An 18,628-nucleotide genomic window follows, 5' to 3' on the forward strand; every position below is an offset into this window, starting at 1 on the left:
GCCCAAGCGTTCGAGCGCGGGCAAGGCTTTCTGTTCGCAAAGCCGATGCCGGCGGCGGCATTCGCCGTCTTCGTCAGTCAATGGAGGGGTGCCACCATGAATGCAAATGATCCGACCGCCACCAGTTGCTGCGTGTGCTGCAAGGAAATTCCGCTCGATGCCGCCTTCACACCGGAAGGCGCGGAGTACGTCGAGCACTTCTGCGGGCTGGAGTGTTATCAACGTTTCCAGGCGCGGGCCAGCACTGCGACCGAAACGAGCGGCGAACCGAACGCTTGCGGTTCGCCGCCGTCAAATTGAGACAAACCACGCTTTCGCTACGTCGCCTGGTAATCCCCCCGCAAAACCATCATTTTGAGAAGTAGAGATATCCAAGGAGAATCTCTACTATGAAGAAGTCACGTTTTACAGACAGCCAAATCATCGATGCCCTCAAACGCGCAGAAGCTGGCTTGACGGTTCCCGAGCTTTGCCGTGAGCTGTGCATCAGTTCGGCGACATTCTACAAGTGGCGAGCCAAGTTCGGTGGGATGGATGCCTCGCTCATGGCCCGCATGAAGGAGCTCGAAGCGGAGAATGCACGACTTCGTAAGATGTATGTCGAAGAAAAGCTCAAGGCTGAGGTCGTTGCTGAGGCACTCGCAAAAAAGTGGTGAAGCCATCTCGCAGGCGCGAGATGGCTCAACAAGCTGTTGCGCAACGGGGCCTGTCCATCCGGGCTGCCTGCCAAGTATTTCAAATTAGTCAGGCTTGCTATCGATACAAAGCGCTGCGTTGTCACGAGGACGATGAGATTGCCCAGTGGCTGCTGCGCTTGACGGACAACAACCGCAATTGGGGCTTTGGCCTGTGCTTTTTGTATCTGCGTAACGTCAGGTGCTTCAAATGGAACCACAAGCGTGTGTATCGCATTTACCGCGAGTTGGAGTTGAATCTGCGCATCAAGCCGCTTAAGCGCTTGGTGCGTGACAAGCCAGAGCCATTGGCAGTGCCGGCTAGTCGTGATGTCGTTTGGTCTGTGGACTTTATGCATGAGCAGCTTGAAGATGCTCGCAGCTTCAGGCTGCTCAATGTCATTGATGACTTCAACCGCGAAGCACTCGGTATTGAGGTGGACTTCTCGCTGCCTGCGCTGCGCGTCATTAGAACGCTAGAGCAGATCATCCAGTGGCGTGGTAAGCCTGAGGTAATTCGTTGTGATAACGGCCCTGAGTACATCAGCGCAACGTTGCAAAACTGGGCGGCAGCCAAAGGAATTCATCTGCAATACATCCAGCCAGGCAAGCCTCAGCAAAACGCCTATATCGAGAGGTTTAATAGGACCGTGCGCTACGAATGGCTGTCACAGTACCATTGGCGCAACCTCGATGAGGTGCGAGATTATGCTACCCAGTGGATATGGCAATATAACCACGAACGCCCAAACATGGCCTTGGGCGGCATCACCCCTAAACAGCGGCTGGCCATGGCCGCATAGTTCTACTTCTCAGAGCTAGGGTTTATGGGGGGATTACCCTCGCCTTCGAGAGAAGTCACGAGTAAACGAGAATAACGGATAGAAGTCAGGATATTGGTCTCACCAGGTCTGACGTCTGTAATGAAAGTGATCATTGATTTTGAAAAACAGAAATCGCTTTTTGGTCAATGATTAATCTGTATCAGCGTTATTTCCTCAACGGTATCCACTTAGCCTCCTTTTCATTGATATCGCGCTAGTCACAGCATAGAGAGTCATCAATGCACCGATTAACACAAAAATATAGTATGGGTAGGGGCCTAGCGCTCCTCCAATGGTCACAAAAGCTGAGTCAGGTGGATCTGGTTTCCACTCATAGATGGCGATTAATCCAAGAATTAACGAGGCTAAGCCTCCCACAAATGTTAAGCCGTAGAATCGAAATAAAAGAATTACTGTGGATGTACCCATTTTAGTTGGCTCCTTCGCAGGTTTGTGTATTTATCAAGGTTTGAGTTCAATTACTGCTAACAGCAAAGTCTTCACGGGAACGGCCTTCCGATTCAATTTGCTTGATCCATGTCGGCGTGCGTCCTCTACCAGTCCACGTATGACCATCTGGGTGCTGATACCTGATTTTCGATACTGCTTTCGTCTTTAACGGGTTTTTGTGAAACGCCTGGGCAATATCTTCAGGTGTTAGGTCGTGCTCCTTCATCGAGCGAAGAATATCGCTGATTACTTTAGATCTTGTTTTCTGTTTCAATTTATCGGCATCACGTTGTAGTCGAGCAATTTCATTTTTTATTTCGGTGATGGAATTAAATTCTTTTCTCATGCGTTCCTCTTTATTATCTCTCAACCGGCGAAACTGAGAGGTGGCCTTTCTAACGTGGATGTTGGCCAGGCACCAGCGGCCTGGCTAACTTTTTTTCTTGAGTTAGAACAACGACATCACAACAATGAATGACATTCCGATCATGATGGCTTTCTGTACGCCACTTACAAGCTCAACCTTTTCGATTGAACCAGTTGAGTAGTTTCGAAAAAGCGCCGTAATAAACGACATCAAGATAAGGGTAACAAAAGCAGTTGATATCGCAAAAATGATCGCTCTTAAATTGCCCATGCTGACGCCAGATCCAGATGCAAATCCTTGCTCCAGGCTTTCGGTTAAAGGCAGGCAGGCTTCACCTTCACGGATACACGGATCGATGGGTGGTCGGTAGGTGCCACCTTGATCAGGGTTTGGTCGAATGATGTCGTCTACTGGATCGCCGTTATTACCCGTAGGCGGGCCATTTCGTATTCGGTCAGCCATTTTGCAGATGGTCGTCCCATTGATATCCGCAAAGCCGTTACAACTGCCTGAGTTGATCATTTTCTGGCAATTCCCGATTCCGAGCTGGACGCATGCCAGTACCATATCACCATCGACTTCTCGGCCATCGAACGTTCCCAGTCCCGCAAGAGTCTTGGGAGCCCGTGCTTGCATGGCATCAGTGGTCAGTTTTGTCCAAGCATCGACTTGGCGTTGCAAGTCCCAAGTTGCAAAATCATCAGGGGTTGTTTTTGCATATTCACGGATATTGGTTTTGTTCATCTGCAGGATGCCTGTACAACAAGACCCGTTATAGATGTCAAGCTGCCCACTCGATTCAAACATGGCCAACCGGCCTACGGCATCCGCATTTGCCTTGAGCCATGGGCTGGCGTTGGGTGAGTTGCGGACAGCATCCGCCACTTGTGCTGCCGTAACAAGTGCTGCTGCGAATGCTACCGCTGAGGCTGTATATAAAAGCCACCCTGAGATCGATCGCTTGCGTATCACTGTTTTGCCTTTTATTGGATTCGTAGGGTTCTATCGCACGATTTCACGTGCTTGCCATGTTGGATAATGCGAAAATAAGCAGTCATCGTGTTTCGGTCGAAAGCAATTTGAGATTGATTGATTTCTCCCGGTTTATCAGCTGGCTCAGGATAGAGATGGCAGTATTCAGGAAAATCCTTCGATACGGACTTGCTGCTATTCATTTGAGTCACGCGCATCGGGCAGACGGAATACATATCTTCAATTCCACGACCGTTGGCGGGAGGAATGCAGCCATTAGAAAAACCGGAGCTAAAGATTGAAAAAACGAATTGGCTGCCGTTTACTGAATACGGTTTTATTAAGATGAAAGACGCCATTTTCGATCCGGGCGTTAAGCCAGATCCAGTTGATTCAATTTCCTTTTCCCAAATATTTCTAGCAAGACTCATTTCCGCACGAGAAGCGTGAGGAAGCTCCATAGATCCTGTATTAAAACCGACCACCGTCATCGGCTCCCACTTAAGCCCAGGCGGTAGATTGCTTTGGCTGTTAGTGCCTTGTGCCTGTACTAGGTTAGAAATTACTAGCGAGAATGAAATTGCGATGCTGGCTAATTTATTAAACTTCATCTTTATCTTCCCTTAGTTTTTTGATAACTCTGAAGCATCTAATTCTGCAATAAATTGCTCTGGAGGTGTTGCGCCAACTAACCGCTTTCCGTTGCCCAATATAACTGTCGGTGTGTTAGCGATATTGTTTGCTTCTCCAAACTTTAAAATCTCCACCAGACCAGAAATGTCGCAGTCCTCACGGCCATCAATATTTCGACCATTCATGACTATGTTCCAAGCGGTGTTTCGGTCTGTTGAACACCAAGCTTTACGGGCAATGGGGGCTGATTGCGGGTCAATAACGGGAAAGATAAATCGATAGACCGTTACGTTTTCAAGCTGATCGACGAATTTTGTGAACACGCGGCAGATGGGGCAGAGCGGATCCTCAAAGACGGCCATCTTGCGTTGCCCGTTGCCATGGACCTGCACAATGGCTTGACTCAGCGGTAGTGATTCCCATGGGATCGTGTTGAGCTTTTCAAGGGCTGGTGCGGTCACGTCACGGCGGTCTTTCATGTCCATGAGGGCCCCCCCGACAAATGCGTACCGTCCGGTTGAGTCGCTATAGAAAATCTCGTTGCCACTGACGACCTGGTACATGCCGGCAATAGGCGTGGTTGAGATGCTATCGATGGGGACAGAACCTTGAGTGTGTTCCTCAATAGCTGCTTGCACGTCAGACGGTACGCCTTGAGCCCAGGACGCTGTGGCCAGTCCCAGGCTAAGGCTTGAACTGGCTGCCAGGCGAATCAGCAAAGAAGAAGGGGAATAGGTTGAGGTAAGCATGGTTCGGAAGAATCCTGGTTGTCAGTAATCAAAGGCGCGAACGCCTCGGGCGACACGGCATTGTTCGACCGCGTCACGAATAAGTTGGGAGACGTGCTGAGGGCTAGCGATCGCGCTGATGTGCACGGTCGGCGTCGAGGTGTCAGTGGTTTGCAAAACGACACGGCCATGGCCAAACAGGGCTTGAAAGAGGGTGCCGGAAACGGCGATGTCTTTTACCAGGTATAACTCCAGGGTTTCGACACGTTTGACGAGGATCCCGCTGTATTCCAGTAGGCGCTGGTTCGTTAGCTCATACCGATGATTGGCAACTTTAAGATAACGGTATATCGCCCATAGGACAGGAATGACTGCCCAGCAAAACAGGATGGCGACAATGAACCAGCCCGCATTGACGAGCTGGCCTTCAGTGCCTGCCCAGATAAGTTCTGTCTCTCGCGTGGATGCAGGAGGCGCAATATGGCTGGCAGCTGCCTGTGATAATTGAGTAGGAGTGTCGAATGGGTCCATGTGGCCACTGTAGGGCCGCATGAAGTGTGTGTCTGTTCAAACCCTTGGGCACATAACCAAGGGTTTCGACTTGACAAGCCGTTAAATCAATTCTAGGCCGATCCGCTGTTGGTGCTTAGTCGAGCTGCGTCCGGCGATGTGAATGTGCTTTCACAGGATCCGCAGATAATCTTCAACTTTGGTTTACCCCAGACGCTTGTGCCGCATGGGCAGACGTACTTCCAGCGGTTTGAATTGCCGGTGGGTTTTACCGGCATACTCTCGCCGCCCTGGGCGGCGTTGCTCGTGGAGGCGGCATTGGATGCCAAAGCTTGAGTGAGTGCTGGAAGTGCGATATATGGAGGAGCTCCACCTCCTACTGAGATGTCCAAGCGCTCAGCGGCGCTACGAGGTGCGTCGGCATGTGAGAAGCGATCGTACCAGGTCAGACAGAATGACTGGGTGAGCAGATCGGCGCACGCTTTCACAAATTTACCATCCTCAATCGCATAATCAGCCATGAGTTGGCCAGTGCGAGCGCCACCAGGTTGGCCAGTCGAAGAGGGCATCAGTCCAATCGCTTCCATCTTCGAGGCCCACTCTTCATTGTGATACCTGCCACGCCCAGGCTTGCCGAAATGGAATTGCCAGAGATGGCACATTTCATGTACCAAAGTCTGCATAGTTTCGATCAAGGGCACGACGGCAAAGTAGGCCGGGTTCATCGCTATTTCGTCTGTATAGGTGCCTTGAGCATCTACAAATCGCTGGCTTGAGAAATAGCCCATTGAGCGTTTCTCTCGTTGCAAGGTAATCAGACAGTTGGGCAACCCTCCGTCGAATAGGGCGGTATTAAAATGATCGTAGGCTTGTTGCAGCTCGGTATATGTTTGATGGGTCGGTGCCGTTTTCATGTTCATGGCGGTCTTAAGGTATGAATTTGTATTGCACAATACACTACATTTGGCGTCAAAGCATTGGCCGAATTTGAGGTTGGAGACAGTTAAACTAGTCACCGCGTGAGATCTCGTGCTCCTGAAATTGCAGTTTTTTTTAAGTCTATATGGAATGAAATGAGTCCATCCAACATTGAGGCCCTGGCCAGCATTTGGGCACGGATTGCTGAGGAAACGGAATTCCCAACCGACTACGAAGGGACGGCCACGCCTGCGGCACACCAAGCCAGCGTAGCAATACAGGAACGGATTCGGGATCATATCGTCGCGACCAACGACATGCGGTTGTTCGGCCTGCTGCACTTGCTGGGGCAGGCGTCGCTGTGCATGGAGCAGGTGCTATGGCCGGAGGAATACGAGCGGATGGCCCGCGAGGTTGAAGAAGCTCTGGGTGAAGTCAGTGATCCCAATGCCAGGTTGTACACCCATGAGGAAGTAATGCAGGTGATGCAAGAGCGGAACCACCAGGCACGAAGCAAGCTCCGTTGATGGGTTGATGTAATTGATGGCTGTTTCGGCTTGAGCGGGGGATGCTGGGCTATCGATCACGAACTCAAGGAGTCTTGTCTTGGCGTTGCATACAACTGTCGAAGCATGTTGCATGTTGCATGTAACGGGTAATGGCCGTACTATAAGTGCATAGTTATGGAGGACAAGATGGCAAATGTAAACGCGAGAGTTCAGAAGCACCGGGATTCCCTCCGGCAAGCAGGATTGCGCCCAGTGCAGCTTTGGGTGCCTGATACACGTCGGCCTGATTTTGCGGCGGAATGCCGCCGCCAGGCGCTGCGGGTAGCCAAGGCAGACAAGACCGATGTGGATACAGAACATTTTATGGATGAGGCTCTGGCTGACCTGGATGGTTGGACAGAATGAGACGTGGGGATCTAGTTACTGTTGCAATGCAAGGGGATTTTGGAAAACCACGGCCTGCGTTGGTTATTCAAGCAGATTTATTTGCTGCCCATTCCTCGGTCACTGTACTTCCAGTGACCAGCACAATAGTGAATGCGCCCTTATTGCGCATTAGCATTCAGCCAGACCCAGAAAATGGTCTACAAAAACCATCACAAATTATGATCGATAAGGCATTGACCGTTAAACGGGATAAGATTGGCCAAGCCTTTGGATCTGTTAGTGCTGATACACTGGTGGAAATTGAACGATGCCTTGCTGTTTTCTTGGGAATCGCTAAGTAATACTGGGTGTGAGGAGGGCTAAGGTAAATGAAGTACGCTCTGAAACTAGCACGACATGGAAGTATTTTTCTTGCACGAGTGGCATGGATAGGGGTGGTGCTCGCTATCGATTTTATTTTGTTACTGGTGAACTCAAATAGCCCTCGGGATGCGGCTGCCGGACCAGAGGTTTCTGACGGTCTTAATCGGCTCCACCCTAATTATGACCTTGACTGGGGTTGGCAGGAGAGTGATTCTGATAAAAGTTAGGTGTTGCTCTTCAATTAGATCAAAAATAATCGTTGCTGTAAGACAGGAAACGCCATAGGGTTTCAATAAACATGTCAGGCAGTAATCGTTACCAGGCTATGAACGAAAACTGATGAGTGAACTTTCTAACATAATCACACGCGCAACAGCCTCAATTCAGAAGGACTACTTTCAGCTCCAGATATGTGGAGGCGATCCTATATACCGTGAGCGCGTATATTGTTATGAGCTATATCATCAGATGAGGCTTCTGTGGCCGAAAACCACCGAGTTTTGTTTGAATGGTGAAATCGATAAAGCAGCACACCCAATTTTACGTAAACTTGGTGCTGCCCAGGTGAAGCCGGATTTTCTTGTTCACAGACCTGGATGCATGAGTGGAAACCACGCAGCTATCGAAGTTAAATCGTCAGAAGCCAAGCCTAAAGGCATAAATAAAGACTTAATAAACCTTTCGCTGTTTAGAGATAAAGTTCGGTACGAACGCGCCATTTACTTGATATATGGATATGAAGCAGAAAAGACTTTGCAGCTGGTTCTAGAAGTTAAAGAGCAATTGGATAATTTGTTGGAGATTGAATTTTGGATCCACAAGTCTCCAGAGCAACCCGCCATACATGTCCAGACAATGTAGCGGCACGCCGCAAGCGGGCTTTCCAAGATAATACGACTGAGCCAACCATACATGGCAATGAATATCTGAACTAAGCTCAACTCAGGCGGTGCCCTAGGCTTCATATAACTTTTGTAGAGCTATAGGTATGTTTTCCAGAACGTTTTCTTAGTCTGCAATAAGCCTTTATTTCTTTCCCCCAAAAAATTTTCCTAATAATGGGGGACGACCAGAACTAGCTGCAGCATTACCATCGTTACGCATCATGGTATCAATACCCCCTGCAACTTTGAATCCGGCCCACGCCATCATCGACGACCAAATGATCGGTAGACCGACATACAACGACAATAATATCGTGTTCAGTACCATTCTCTTGTAGCCAGCCGGAATAGCTCCTTTACCGATCATCATGGCTTCTTGGACAAATATATTGCCCAGAGCGCCAGGGTACATAGCATTGATTAGGTGGCCGTCGATCCAGGTGGCGATGTACCACATCGACGCCCACATCTTGATAGTAAGAATGGCCATGGCACCTAAGAACAAGACGCGAAGACTGAAGCCGCTGACCAAGGTGGCCAAAGGAAGAAACGCGTAGATACCCATGAGGACCAGTGCTTGGATCATGGGTAAAGAGGTCACTAATGGCATCCATGCCATGCTGGCCATGAAAGCTGCCCCACCAACACCGATTGTGCTGCCAGCCCCCGTTATTGTTCGACCTGCGATTGTGGCCGCGTCATAAGGGGAGCCCATTACCTGGTCGAAATCAACAAAGACTGGATTGGCGGCGGTTGACGCCAAACGAGCCACTTCATCCTTTTGTTTGTCGAACGACGTAAAGGTGAGAACGTTCGCCGCTCTGGATGCGAACGCTCGAACACCTGGGCTGCCATCGATCAGCTTTTCTCGTAGCTGATCCTCCCACCATTGCTTGCAGGTTGGGCGTCCAAACTCTGGGTTTACGGCACCGGTAACTTGTGGGTCCACGTCGCTCGATGGGTCGTAGTACTCCGTATCGCGGGAGTAATCGATCGCAAAACCAGTTACTGGAGCACGACTGCGCATGGAGGCGTAATACCCAGGCTCAGTTCTGAAAAACTGGCTGCCCATCCAATCCACATCGGTAGGCCCATAGTCGGTATTGGATTCTGCCAAGATCGAGGCACCTGATGCACTGATTCTGCTGCGATCGCTGCGCAAATACTGACTGCGTGCCGGGATAAAGCATTCGCTATAGAAGCGTTGCACATCACCGAGCAAGGCGGGGTCTTCGATTGTGGCATTCTTGGCCATATCCTCCAGAACCCGCATATCAGATCCAGAATTATTCATGCCATTGCGAAAGGCATTGTTGATCCCAGAGCTGATGGACATGATGGAATACCACCATAGGGGCACGTTGCTCAGCCCGCTGGCCTGGCTCATGCTCCCATCAATAGCATCGCGTAGTGCCGTATCGTAGGTGCTGCCACTGGCTCCAGGCGTTGCCTCTACAGGGTTAGGGTTATCAATCGAAGGAGGGGGCATGTACGACAAGCGCGCATACGTTAGGCTTGTGATGGGCGATGTGAAAAAGCAAACAGACATCACAAACAGCATGACGATGAGCTGCGTCTGTACGCTTTTGATGACACCCATAACGCCGATGTCTTGCATTCCCCGCTGGCCAGCTTCGCGCCAGGCATTGATGATTACCACCAGAAAAGGGATGACGACCAAGCCGATGCCGGTCACGATCTCGCCAAAGATATTGGCAAACGCCCATCCGTAGAAAGTGGTGAAGAGCTCAAGATAACTGTCTAGTTGCATGGCGTATTCCCCAGCTAAGCCGCAATGAGCGCTGTCACCCAGCGCCAGATGCGGTCAAGGCCAATCGGAATCAAAACTAAGTACAGCGTGGCAAATGCCGCCACCTTCCGGCGGCTGGCCAGCACGGCGTCATATTCGAATCCTTGAACAATATGTCTGGCCTGGAGCCAGCGCACGACGGCTGGCCAGCGCCAAATAATGAGTAGTGCTGCCAGACATTGCGCGATTGCTCCAATATCTCGTACTGACGATGTCCTCTCAAGAAGGCTCAGAAGTTTATGTTCCTGTCCGATAAACGACTGCGCTAGTGCGCCGAGCAGCCCAATGAGCAGGAGAAATCCGGCCAAACCGATGGCGAGCCATATCAGTGCTCGCCACAGCCAGCTGCGTTTTTTGGTGAGAGAGACTTGTGTCATAGTCCAGGCACCCGTCCACCCACTGCTGGGGCAGGATCAACAGGGTTGCCACCCGGTACGTTCAGTGATTGTGTGTCAATGGCGGACTGGGTGTTGATGATCGACAATGCCGTCTGGGACGTCAGATCCTTGCGGATCCGAGCCTCATACATCAAGTCGTCAATGTAGCCACTTAAGCGATCGACCGAAGCCTGGGTGTTTTGGATTGCATCTCCTGCGGCCGTAACCTCCGGTAAGGTCAGACCTGTCATCAACACGCTACGCGCCACCAGTGCTTTATTGATCACCCGGTGCATCGCCATTTCCTGAGCAATGCGGTTCACAGCGATGCTGCGGGTGTCAGGCGGCATTGCTCGTAAGGAGTCAAGCAACTGAGGAGACACGGCAAAGCCAGGAGCTGAGATTTCTGCGAGATCGGCATAAGTGGCCGAGTTCGATGGGTTGGCCATTGCCTCTAGCTTAGGCTGGACGAAATCGACTTCGGCTTCATATTTGGGCCCCAGGCCGCTGGAGGTGACGACCGTGGTTGGGGCGGGGCAGTGATGCTGGCCGCAGGTATAGACCTTCTGATCCCCAAGGACTTCGGTTGTCCATTGGGCAAGTTCTGCCGGTGATTTAAACGCACGAACCAGGCGAGAGTTTTTCTCGGCAGGTGAGTTACTGTAGTCCGTGGTCTCTGATGCTGTGATTGGTTTGTTGAGGGTAGCGTTATAGCCTGCCACAGAGAGATCTCGCACCGGCTCAATAGGTCGGCCTCCTACACCCCCGGCATTTTGGCCAAAGACCCATGGCACCCCGGCTTTATTGGCCTCTTCATTCTTCTCAATGTCGATTTTTGCCTGGTAAATATCACCTTGCGCGGAGGCCTTGATCTTCCAGCCTTCACCTTTGGCCATCTTGATCCAATCCTCATAGGGGTTCTGCCCCGCTTTGACCATGGCCTCCATCTCTTCGCAGGATTTAAGGCTGGCCCCGAGCAGGAGATCCACCTTTTGCGAATAGTTTTGAAAAATCTGATACAGGCCTGGCTGTGCGCGTTGCAAGACGTACAAGGGGAGGGCAGCGATACCAGATTGAATCGCCCCAGTCACCGTCTGGCCCAGATTGTTGAGGTTGTTCATGATGTTGGCCCAAGATAGGCCTATATCAAACTTGCCACATGAATAGTTCAGTCGAGCATTTCCTCCAAAGCCTAAGTTGTGAGCGACCTGGCCGCGATAATTTGCAGAGCCGCCGGGCGAGCCGCCTCCCATTCGGTAATACAGCGAAGAGCCGCGTACGGGTTGCGCGTAGGCGTCGGGCATCACGCTCATGGAGGTCAACGCAAGAGCCAGCATCATGGCGGCTGGTTTCAAGCGCAGTGTGAACGGGCGTTGTGGTTGTTGCATAGATATTCTCGTCCTTCGCTTAAGGGATGCTGTATAAAAACTCACCACGGATGCGGCAGCAGTCATAGTGGTTCCACATATTCCACATATAGCCATCGGCACCATCGGTTTTGTAATCGCCAAAGCTGGCCAGGCTCATTGAGTCATCTGCACCAAAGGTCATGCAGGACCGTTGAGCGCTCGGATAGATCATCTGCCAGGTAGTGGGCTTGGAGGTGGGGAAGTACTTGTAGCCACTACCGGGTTGCAGACGCTTGTAAATGTGGGGCTGTGCCGATTGCGAGATGATGCTTCCGACACGCGTGGCCAGCACGGCGGAGGCCTTTACTGGGTGTGACTGCACAAGCTCGCCGTTACGTGGGTATATAGGCCCCCAGGTAGTGGAAAGGGGCGAGGTGCTTACTTCCCCTGTACCAGGCACCCATGATTGGGGGTAGAGCATCTCTAGCGGCCAAAACCCTCGCCAGCTCATCGCGTCCATGTCTGACTGAAAATGCAGATTGAACACCGACGCTGAGCCGGGGCAGAACATTTCAGATAGCCCACCGGAGGCACCCAGGCGCTGAGCGATCTGCACCATGTCTCTGATTGGCCCAAGATCTGCACCCACCATATCGACGCCGGACAAGCCAATGGCTTGGGTGCTGACGCTTCCACCAAAGACATTGCCTAAATTTCCAATTGATGAGCTCAGCTCGCCAAGTTTTGCCGGAAATGCAGAGACGGAGGAAATAATGTCTGCTGGTGCATTGGCCATGGCACGGGCTGCTTCGATGAATTCGTTGCCTAGCTGTTGGGGGACTTGCCGCCAAGACTGCGCGATACGAGGCAGTTCTGTGCGAGTGAAGGCCAACAATTCGCTATAGCCCGGAAACTGGAATGAACTGCCAAAGCTGGGGATGTAGCCGCTGGCGATGCTGGCAATCAAGCCTGCGGGGTTACCAATGGCGTCCGCACTTTTATAGGTAGTCACCTCTGTGCCTTCGCGCTGTGTTCCTGCTGATGCGTCGATCGGGGCGCCGACTACGGCTGATCCCACTGAGGATATAGCTGTCGCCAATGGCTTACCCACCTCAGCCCAAGGGTGAGCCAGAGGATCGTTGTAGGTGCTGATCACGACATCGGGCACGTAATGTGCAACCCGAACCGACGTCCGGATGAAGCAGCCAATGAGCGGGATGCAAACCAGCCAGACGCAAATGCCTTTGACCTGATAGGATGTGCAACTGGGTAATGCTGCGACCGTATTGGTGACGACGCCCGCCGTGGTTGTGGCAGCTGTTGCTGGAACAGGCCGCAGTGCGGTTGCCAGCACCAGCAAACTAATCGCCAGCATGTGCCGAAAGCGCAAAGTAGTGATTGACATGAGCGCTCCTTAATTTTGGCTATCACGCCAGGCCATCAGTGCCTGATCAACGTCGACATAGCCAAAGACTACATAGCGCTGGTTGATGACCACCGCTGGTAATCGGTCAATCTGATAACGCTGTGCGCGTGCCAGGCCGTTAACGGCACTCGCGACCATGGGTTGGATCATTTGTCGCAAGCGGGCTTCATTGTTGGCAACCCATAGACGTGCTTCTGCTTCGTCTTGTGGCATACCTTCATTCATCTGAGCTTCGAGATTATTCATTGCATCCAAGCGATAGATGGAAAGAGCATAGTGAGGAGACGTAGTCGGGGTGACTGGCATCGCGGTATTGGCAAACACCTCTACGGTCATGACGCCTGTATACAGATCCTGGCCAAACTGTTGTGCAAACGATGGTGTAACAACTGCAGAAAGTGCAGACATCACTACCATGCGAGCTGTAAGACGAGAGGCGGCGATGAAAAATGAGCGTGTCTTAGTCATGAACGACTCCGCGCCAGCTCTTGTGCCACCATTTGAGCAGCCCCCATTTCGTTGATCCCATGCTTTTCCATGAGGCGACGTCGGTGTGCTTTCTCATGGCCCTCAGTCATGGCCAATGCAATCGGGAGAGCTGGAGGGACGTTGCGAAAGAGCATCTGGCCGGTCGCAGAGATCAGAACCCCTTCCGTGTATTTCGGGGGCTCCTTTTGGGCGGATTCCATCATGGCTCGCTGCTCGTTGGTGAGCGACCGAAACCGCACCACCTCTTCAATCTCCGCTTTGTCCATGGTCAGCAGCATCCAGTACTCACACATCGAGAGCACGCGCTCCATGGAGTCGGGGAAGTCTTTCAGGTTTTGTGTGGCAAGCCAGAACCAGGTATTGAATTTGCGCCACATTTTGGTGCCCTTGGCTATCTTGGGGCCAAGCAGCTCATTGGTGGTGATCAAGTGACCCTCGTCCGTAAGGAACACCATCGGGCGACCAGAGTGTTGGTTCAGCTCGGCACGGGACTGTACGGAGTCGATGAGGCTTGTGTATGCAACTGCCAAGGCGTCTTCATAGCCGTCTTGAGTGAGCGTACCCATCTCAACTAGAGTGACATCTGCATCAGGCCAGTCCTGGCCCTCGCGATTGAATAACTTGCCTCGCAGTGCCTGAGTGAATGTCATCATGGACTGGCCCATTTCTTCGGCGCGGGCCCGCCGCGCCGGTGACATAGTCTGGTCTTTATTCATGTGCATGAGCTGCAGGGCCACATCTTGCGTCAACGGGTGCTTGGCTCCCCGTTCTTTGCAACTGATCGCGGCCATGATGATGGCGCGTGATACCAAGTACCGGTCGGCTCGACTCATCTGTGCGACTTCGTCCGCTTCACCGCCTGTGATCATCAGGATCGCGGCAATCAGCATCTCGCCAAGTAAGTCTCTTTTATCCAGCTCGTCGTCCTGCTCTTCGTCCTCTTCCCTGGCCTGGAACGTTTCATGAAAAGACACGTCGGCAGTCGACGGCTCATCATCTTGGCCAAGCAGGGCATTGAGCAGCTCGTCATCGGGCAGGCCTGCGTTGCTTCGTGCCTGCTGCTCTGCGGCCACAAAACTCTCCATGACCTCACTATCATCAAGTAGCTGGTACGCATGGACGAACGGTGGCAATGACACTTTTGCACTACTGTTCAGTTCTACTTTGTATGTTGATAACCCTCTGTCTTTAAAAAAATCCACCAAAAGGCCGAAGGAGTTCCCGGCATCGACAATCACCAGCCGTGGCCGATGAATGGCCATCGTCATCATGGCGATGTAGTTCAAGGTGGCCGATTTACCGGCTCCGGTCGGACCCAGCACCAACATATGGGCGTTCTTTTTACGATCGCGTTTGTTGAGCGGATCCACAAACAAGGGTTCCCCGCCGCGATTCCAGAACCACATGCCAGGGTGGGGTGTGCCACGGGCACGGCCATACAGCGGTAAGAGACGCGCAATATGGGAGGCGAAGGTCAGACGGGATCGACGAAGTACCTGGTTATCGAAGGCGGGGTCATAGTTAAACGGCAGAGCACGCATGAATGTGTCCAGCGGGACCAGGTCATGCTGATTACTGATGAACTTCAGGCCTGATGGGATCAACAGCGCATTAATTGTGTTGATGTTGCTATCGAGTTCATCCGTGCTGGTGGCGGTCGCGTACAGGGTCACCATCATTGGAAACAGGTGGTTGCCCCGAACTATTTCATTCAAAACGTTGGAGCATTCCCGGTATGTTTCGATGGCCTGCGCCGTCTTAGCGCGTGAGGCATCACGGATCCGCTCAATTTGTGACTCGACGATGTGCTGCGGCGCAATCGTGATGGAGACCGAGAGCATCGAGCCAGGAGGTAGACGGTCAAACCGTGCAAATCGCTCTTTACCGTTGGCCAGCTCCGCCGTGAAATGACCAATCTCAGGTTGCTTACGCATATTTTGCAGGGTCAACGCCTTGACGGGTACGCCATCAAACTCAAACAATCCCTGTTCCAGGTTCGAGCGGGGCTCATTGATGCTCAATAGCTCTGACAAGTCCCATCCAAAAATGGGCGTGCCCTCGTCATCGGTCAACGGGGAGTCGCCGGGATAGGGTAATTCACGCATCATTTGTGTGCCAGGCGCCCAGGGCAGATCGCGGTTAAAAAACGGCAGTAGCCACTCATAGAGGTCCTTGCCGGTGCAGCGGCGAACGGCCACACCGGCTTCGGAAAACGTGGCCATGATGGTGTTGGCCACCGACTCGATTTGCTGCACCGGCGTTTGTGGGTCATCGGCTGCACCGCCAAATCGACGATACAGGCAACAACGGACACGGCGGATCTGCCCGCGCCAGACTTGACCAGTGACAAGCGTATCGGTGAACAGGCCATTGGGTTGCGAGACATTCGACAGATGCGAGCGCACCTCATCCAATACCGCCTGGGTAAACGGCGAGTTCAGGATCTCCTGGCCCAGGCCATCGTCCTTGTGTTGCTCCAGGATATAGTCGGTAAAAGTGTCATTAAGATGATCCAGGTTACGGTCATCATTGACAAAAAACTGAGCAATCCACGGTGCGCCGTTGACCGATGGCATGGCTTGCAAGGCCTCCTGAATCTTCTGGGCGTGTTCATTCAGAATTTCGATAGGCATGGCCTCGGTCGCAATCGGAGAGAGCTCAAACAGTGCACCGAGCGTATTGCCATCACGCAACACGAAAATGCGCTCATCAGGGGCATAGCTGATATAGGGCAGCATGTCGGTAAACGACGGTGGCCGTAGGGCCATGCGTCGACGATCTGCAACGGTCTGGCCAGGAGACGATGCCTTTGCGGTGACTTGAGGAGCGCGCTTACTGCCTGGTTGCGCTGCACGTTGACGCGTGAATCCGAGCAAGCTGGCCACATTAGCGATCATCTGCGCCTCCCTTTTTCTTGGCGCTGGATTTAGCCTCAAAGTAGTCACCTCGCCACTGCAGCAGATCTTGGGTGACTTCACCAGGTAGCGCATACTGTGTCTGGTCATACATCGGGAAGACGGTCACGTAGCCAGGAACCGGATACTGGCCCTTGGCCAAGTGAGGAAACACCACCATTACCAGGTCAGGGTTGGGCAGCCGAGCGAATCGCTGGTTCATGGAATCAACAGCTGACCAATATCGCTGGGTTAACTCATCACCTGGATTAATCGGTCTAGCCTGAGTGCGCTCACGCATCCGCTCCTGGGGGGTAATGCGCGACTGACGAGTCGCTTCGTTTCGATAATCAGTACCCCGGTAGACGTCCAGCACCGTTGGCGAATCCTTAGTGACCTCATTAAGTGGGGATTCGCGATCCATCATGACGGTGCAACCGCTGAACATGGCGGTGGTTATTAGAGTCAGCGCCAGGCGTTGGGCAGTTTTATTCCAGACCATAATGTGCTCCACGAGAAAGCTGCTGCGTCCCTTGCTGGCGGTACACCAGCTTGCGGGCGTTGGGCATCTTGTCAATTTGCAGTTCTTTATCCAGGTGAATAACTATTTGCTTGCCAGCCGGGGTTACAACGGCGTCGAAGCTATTCTTCAAACGGGAGGTCATCCATGCGACGATCTCATTGGTTGCGCCAGAGGCCGCTTGCCCCATGGCGTAGCCACTGCGTGAGCCGGTGATTTGAGAGGTGGTATTGCCCGTGCCCAGATTGTTGGAGACGGTGCGCTGGGCATCGGAGTAAGCTTGTGCGGCGACATCCAGCCCCTTGAGCATGGCCAGGTCGGCCAGATAGGCCGGGGCATTGGTGACGAATTTGCCGGGAATGCAGGGATTGCCGTGTACGTCAGAGATGTAGCCCAGGTCCTGGGTGCTACCGCCGCCATTGACGTTGGCATTCCCCCCGCCTTTGGAGCGCTCAGAGATGGTGCGAACCGTGCCGTCATTAAAGACAAAGGTGACCGAGCGCACTTTTCCTTCTGAGCACGACAGCGCCATATCGCCGATTGCCACACCGGTGACGATCATCCCCTCAATGTCTGCTGGTAGTTCAAAGCCATTGGCTGCCAGGTTGTCGCGGCCGACAATCGCTTTAAACTGCATCGGGTCAGTGACACGGCCATCAATGGGCACACGTCCGATGAGACTGGTCATCGATACTGCGCCGACCAGTGTCGAGTTCTCGGGAACAGTAAAGTACGGAATCGGTTCAGGCTTGGCGGCTTGTGGTGCTGACCGTGTTTGTGTGGCGGTGGGCCTGGACACAGGGCCCATGGAGCTATTGGCATAGGCCTGATTGCCACTGGTGCGGACATAGCGCGTAATGGCTGGTCCGTCATTGCCATTGCGGCCCTGCTCGGACTGCGTTACCGCGCTATACCCCATGGGAGGTAAAACACGGTATGGCCCTGATGAGGTAACAGTCGGAGTGGGCGATTCTGTTCCCAGGGAAAATGATTGTTGTGGGACCAGGGGAGTCGTTCGCATCTGAGCAGCTCGATTGGCTGCTTCGGTCTCAGAGCGGGCCGGTGACAGTTGAAAGGCGCGTGAAAACGTATCGACTGCTTCGGAGCCACGCTGCAACGTTAGGTTGACAGCGCTTTTGGCGCTTGTCTCATCGCCAGTTGGATCGATCGAGTCCGTCCGAGGTCCGTCAAGGTTGAGTGTGTCGCGCTGTTCTTGTTCGATTCGACGCGAGACCGTCGCATTAGCGCCTCCCATGCGCTTATTCTCAGCGATGAGTTGATTGTTCATCTCGATCACGCGTGCCACATCACGCCGCAACTGTTCATTGCTGGCGGTGACGGTGCGTAGGGTTTCGGCGGCGTTGTCGTTGTCCGCTCCTTGCGCGGTAGGCAGTGTGGCACTTTCAGGTGTAGGAATGGAGGTCAATACCGAGTTGGTAGATTCTCCTGAACCCGTAAATTGCCTGTATATCACCACGCTGACTATTAAGACGGCGACACCACCGAGGATGGGGATCAGTTTGTTGCTGGACGTGCTGCTCATG

The 18,628-nt window shown here is 52.6% G+C and carries 19 protein-coding genes and 1 pseudogene; 6 read left to right on the forward strand and 14 right to left on the reverse strand.

Features of this window, described 5'->3' with window-relative positions:
- Nucleotides 1–12: 12 nt before the first annotated feature.
- Nucleotides 13–300 (forward strand): annotated as a pseudogene (locus Q9R35_RS04480) (DUF3330 domain-containing protein); the annotation flags it as partial.
- Between the two features lie 89 nt (nt 301–389).
- A protein-coding gene (locus tag Q9R35_RS04485) for an IS3 family transposase (RefSeq protein ID WP_311219409.1) occupies nt 390–1,477 on the forward strand; the annotation gives its coding sequence in 2 pieces (ribosomal slippage) (nt 390–642 and nt 642–1,477; 1,089 coding nt in all).
- Between the two features lie 496 nt (nt 1,478–1,973).
- On the opposite strand, the gene Q9R35_RS04490 is transcribed toward Q9R35_RS04485, so the two are convergent.
- The 6 genes from Q9R35_RS04490 to Q9R35_RS04515 form a co-directional block, all read right to left on the reverse strand.
- Nucleotides 1,974–2,294, reverse strand: coding sequence for an H-NS family nucleoid-associated regulatory protein (locus tag Q9R35_RS04490; RefSeq protein ID WP_045931302.1), 321 nt, complete (start codon nt 2,292–2,294; stop codon nt 1,974–1,976).
- A gap of 102 nt (nt 2,295–2,396) precedes the next feature.
- Nucleotides 2,397–3,287, reverse strand: a complete 891-nt coding sequence (locus tag Q9R35_RS04495; RefSeq protein ID WP_311219410.1) for a hypothetical protein — start codon at nt 3,285–3,287, stop codon at nt 2,397–2,399.
- A gap of 11 nt (nt 3,288–3,298) precedes the next feature.
- The gene (locus Q9R35_RS04500; RefSeq protein WP_311219411.1) at nt 3,299–3,898 is read right to left on the reverse strand and encodes a hypothetical protein; all 600 of its coding nucleotides are present in this window, start codon (nt 3,896–3,898) and stop codon (nt 3,299–3,301) included.
- A gap of 12 nt (nt 3,899–3,910) precedes the next feature.
- Nucleotides 3,911–4,669 (reverse strand): DsbC family protein, encoded by a 759-nt coding sequence (locus tag Q9R35_RS04505; RefSeq protein WP_311219412.1) that lies wholly within the window; start codon nt 4,667–4,669, stop codon nt 3,911–3,913.
- A 21-nt stretch (nt 4,670–4,690) separates the two neighbouring features.
- Nucleotides 4,691–5,179, reverse strand: coding sequence for a PH domain-containing protein (locus Q9R35_RS04510; protein WP_311219413.1), 489 nt, complete (start codon nt 5,177–5,179; stop codon nt 4,691–4,693).
- Nucleotides 5,180–5,271: 92 nt separating this feature from the next.
- Nucleotides 5,272–6,078: a SprT-like domain-containing protein gene (locus Q9R35_RS04515; protein ID WP_311219457.1), complete on the reverse strand. Its 807-nt coding sequence runs from the start codon at nt 6,076–6,078 to the stop codon at nt 5,272–5,274.
- Between the two features lie 153 nt (nt 6,079–6,231).
- Between Q9R35_RS04515 and Q9R35_RS04520 the strand changes: the two genes are divergently transcribed.
- The 4 genes from Q9R35_RS04520 to Q9R35_RS04535 all read left to right on the forward strand — a co-directional run bounded on the left by Q9R35_RS04520 (nt 6,232) and on the right by Q9R35_RS04535 (nt 8,196).
- Nucleotides 6,232–6,603: a hypothetical protein gene (locus Q9R35_RS04520; RefSeq protein WP_311219414.1), complete on the forward strand. Its 372-nt coding sequence runs from the start codon at nt 6,232–6,234 to the stop codon at nt 6,601–6,603.
- Nucleotides 6,604–6,837: 234 nt separating this feature from the next.
- A complete protein-coding gene (locus Q9R35_RS04525) occupies nt 6,838–6,990 on the forward strand; it encodes an antitoxin MazE-like protein (protein ID WP_311219415.1) in 153 nt (50 codons plus the stop codon).
- On the forward strand, nt 6,987–7,313 hold the full coding sequence (locus tag Q9R35_RS04530) for a type II toxin-antitoxin system PemK/MazF family toxin (RefSeq protein WP_022983158.1): 327 nt from the start codon (nt 6,987–6,989) through the stop codon (nt 7,311–7,313). Before Q9R35_RS04525 ends, Q9R35_RS04530 begins: the two co-directional genes overlap by 4 nt.
- Before the next feature lie 361 nt (nt 7,314–7,674).
- Nucleotides 7,675–8,196, forward strand: a complete 522-nt coding sequence (locus Q9R35_RS04535) for a hypothetical protein (protein WP_311219416.1) — start codon at nt 7,675–7,677, stop codon at nt 8,194–8,196.
- Between the two features lie 165 nt (nt 8,197–8,361).
- Here the strand turns inward: Q9R35_RS04535 and Q9R35_RS04540 are convergent, their stop codons facing one another.
- The 8 genes from Q9R35_RS04540 to Q9R35_RS04575 are packed head-to-tail and all read right to left on the reverse strand — an operon-like array spanning nt 8,362 to nt 18,627.
- Nucleotides 8,362–9,990 carry a conjugal transfer protein TraG N-terminal domain-containing protein gene (locus Q9R35_RS04540; RefSeq protein WP_311219417.1) on the reverse strand — a complete coding sequence of 543 codons (1,629 nt, stop codon included), beginning with the start codon at nt 9,988–9,990 and terminating at the stop codon, nt 8,362–8,364.
- A 14-nt stretch (nt 9,991–10,004) separates the two neighbouring features.
- On the reverse strand, nt 10,005–10,406 hold the full coding sequence (locus Q9R35_RS04545; protein ID WP_026482544.1) for a hypothetical protein: 402 nt from the start codon (nt 10,404–10,406) through the stop codon (nt 10,005–10,007).
- Nucleotides 10,403–11,794, reverse strand: a complete 1,392-nt coding sequence (locus Q9R35_RS04550; protein WP_003799934.1) for an integrating conjugative element protein — start codon at nt 11,792–11,794, stop codon at nt 10,403–10,405. The genes Q9R35_RS04545 and Q9R35_RS04550 overlap by 4 nt, the downstream gene beginning before the upstream one ends.
- A 19-nt stretch (nt 11,795–11,813) precedes the next feature.
- Nucleotides 11,814–13,160, reverse strand: coding sequence for a TraU family protein (locus Q9R35_RS04555; RefSeq protein ID WP_026482545.1), 1,347 nt, complete (start codon nt 13,158–13,160; stop codon nt 11,814–11,816).
- 9 nt (nt 13,161–13,169) lie between these two features.
- Nucleotides 13,170–13,649, reverse strand: coding sequence for a TIGR03757 family integrating conjugative element protein (locus Q9R35_RS04560; RefSeq protein WP_311219418.1), 480 nt, complete (start codon nt 13,647–13,649; stop codon nt 13,170–13,172).
- Nucleotides 13,646–16,567 carry a conjugative transfer ATPase gene (locus Q9R35_RS04565; protein WP_311219419.1) on the reverse strand — a complete coding sequence of 974 codons (2,922 nt, stop codon included), beginning with the start codon at nt 16,565–16,567 and terminating at the stop codon, nt 13,646–13,648. Before Q9R35_RS04565 ends, Q9R35_RS04560 begins: the two co-directional genes overlap by 4 nt.
- Nucleotides 16,557–17,066 carry a TIGR03751 family conjugal transfer lipoprotein gene (locus tag Q9R35_RS04570; RefSeq protein ID WP_045931315.1) on the reverse strand — a complete coding sequence of 170 codons (510 nt, stop codon included), beginning with the start codon at nt 17,064–17,066 and terminating at the stop codon, nt 16,557–16,559. Before Q9R35_RS04570 ends, Q9R35_RS04565 begins: the two co-directional genes overlap by 11 nt.
- A complete protein-coding gene (locus tag Q9R35_RS04575; RefSeq protein ID WP_311219420.1) occupies nt 17,053–18,627 on the reverse strand; it encodes a TIGR03752 family integrating conjugative element protein in 1,575 nt (524 codons plus the stop codon). Before Q9R35_RS04575 ends, Q9R35_RS04570 begins: the two co-directional genes overlap by 14 nt.
- Between the last annotated feature and the right edge of the window lies 1 nt (nt 18,628).

It is taken from the genome of Alcaligenes sp. AB3, assembly GCF_031844565.1.
GTDB classification, from domain to species: domain Bacteria; phylum Pseudomonadota; class Gammaproteobacteria; order Burkholderiales; family Burkholderiaceae_B; genus Alcaligenes; species Alcaligenes faecalis.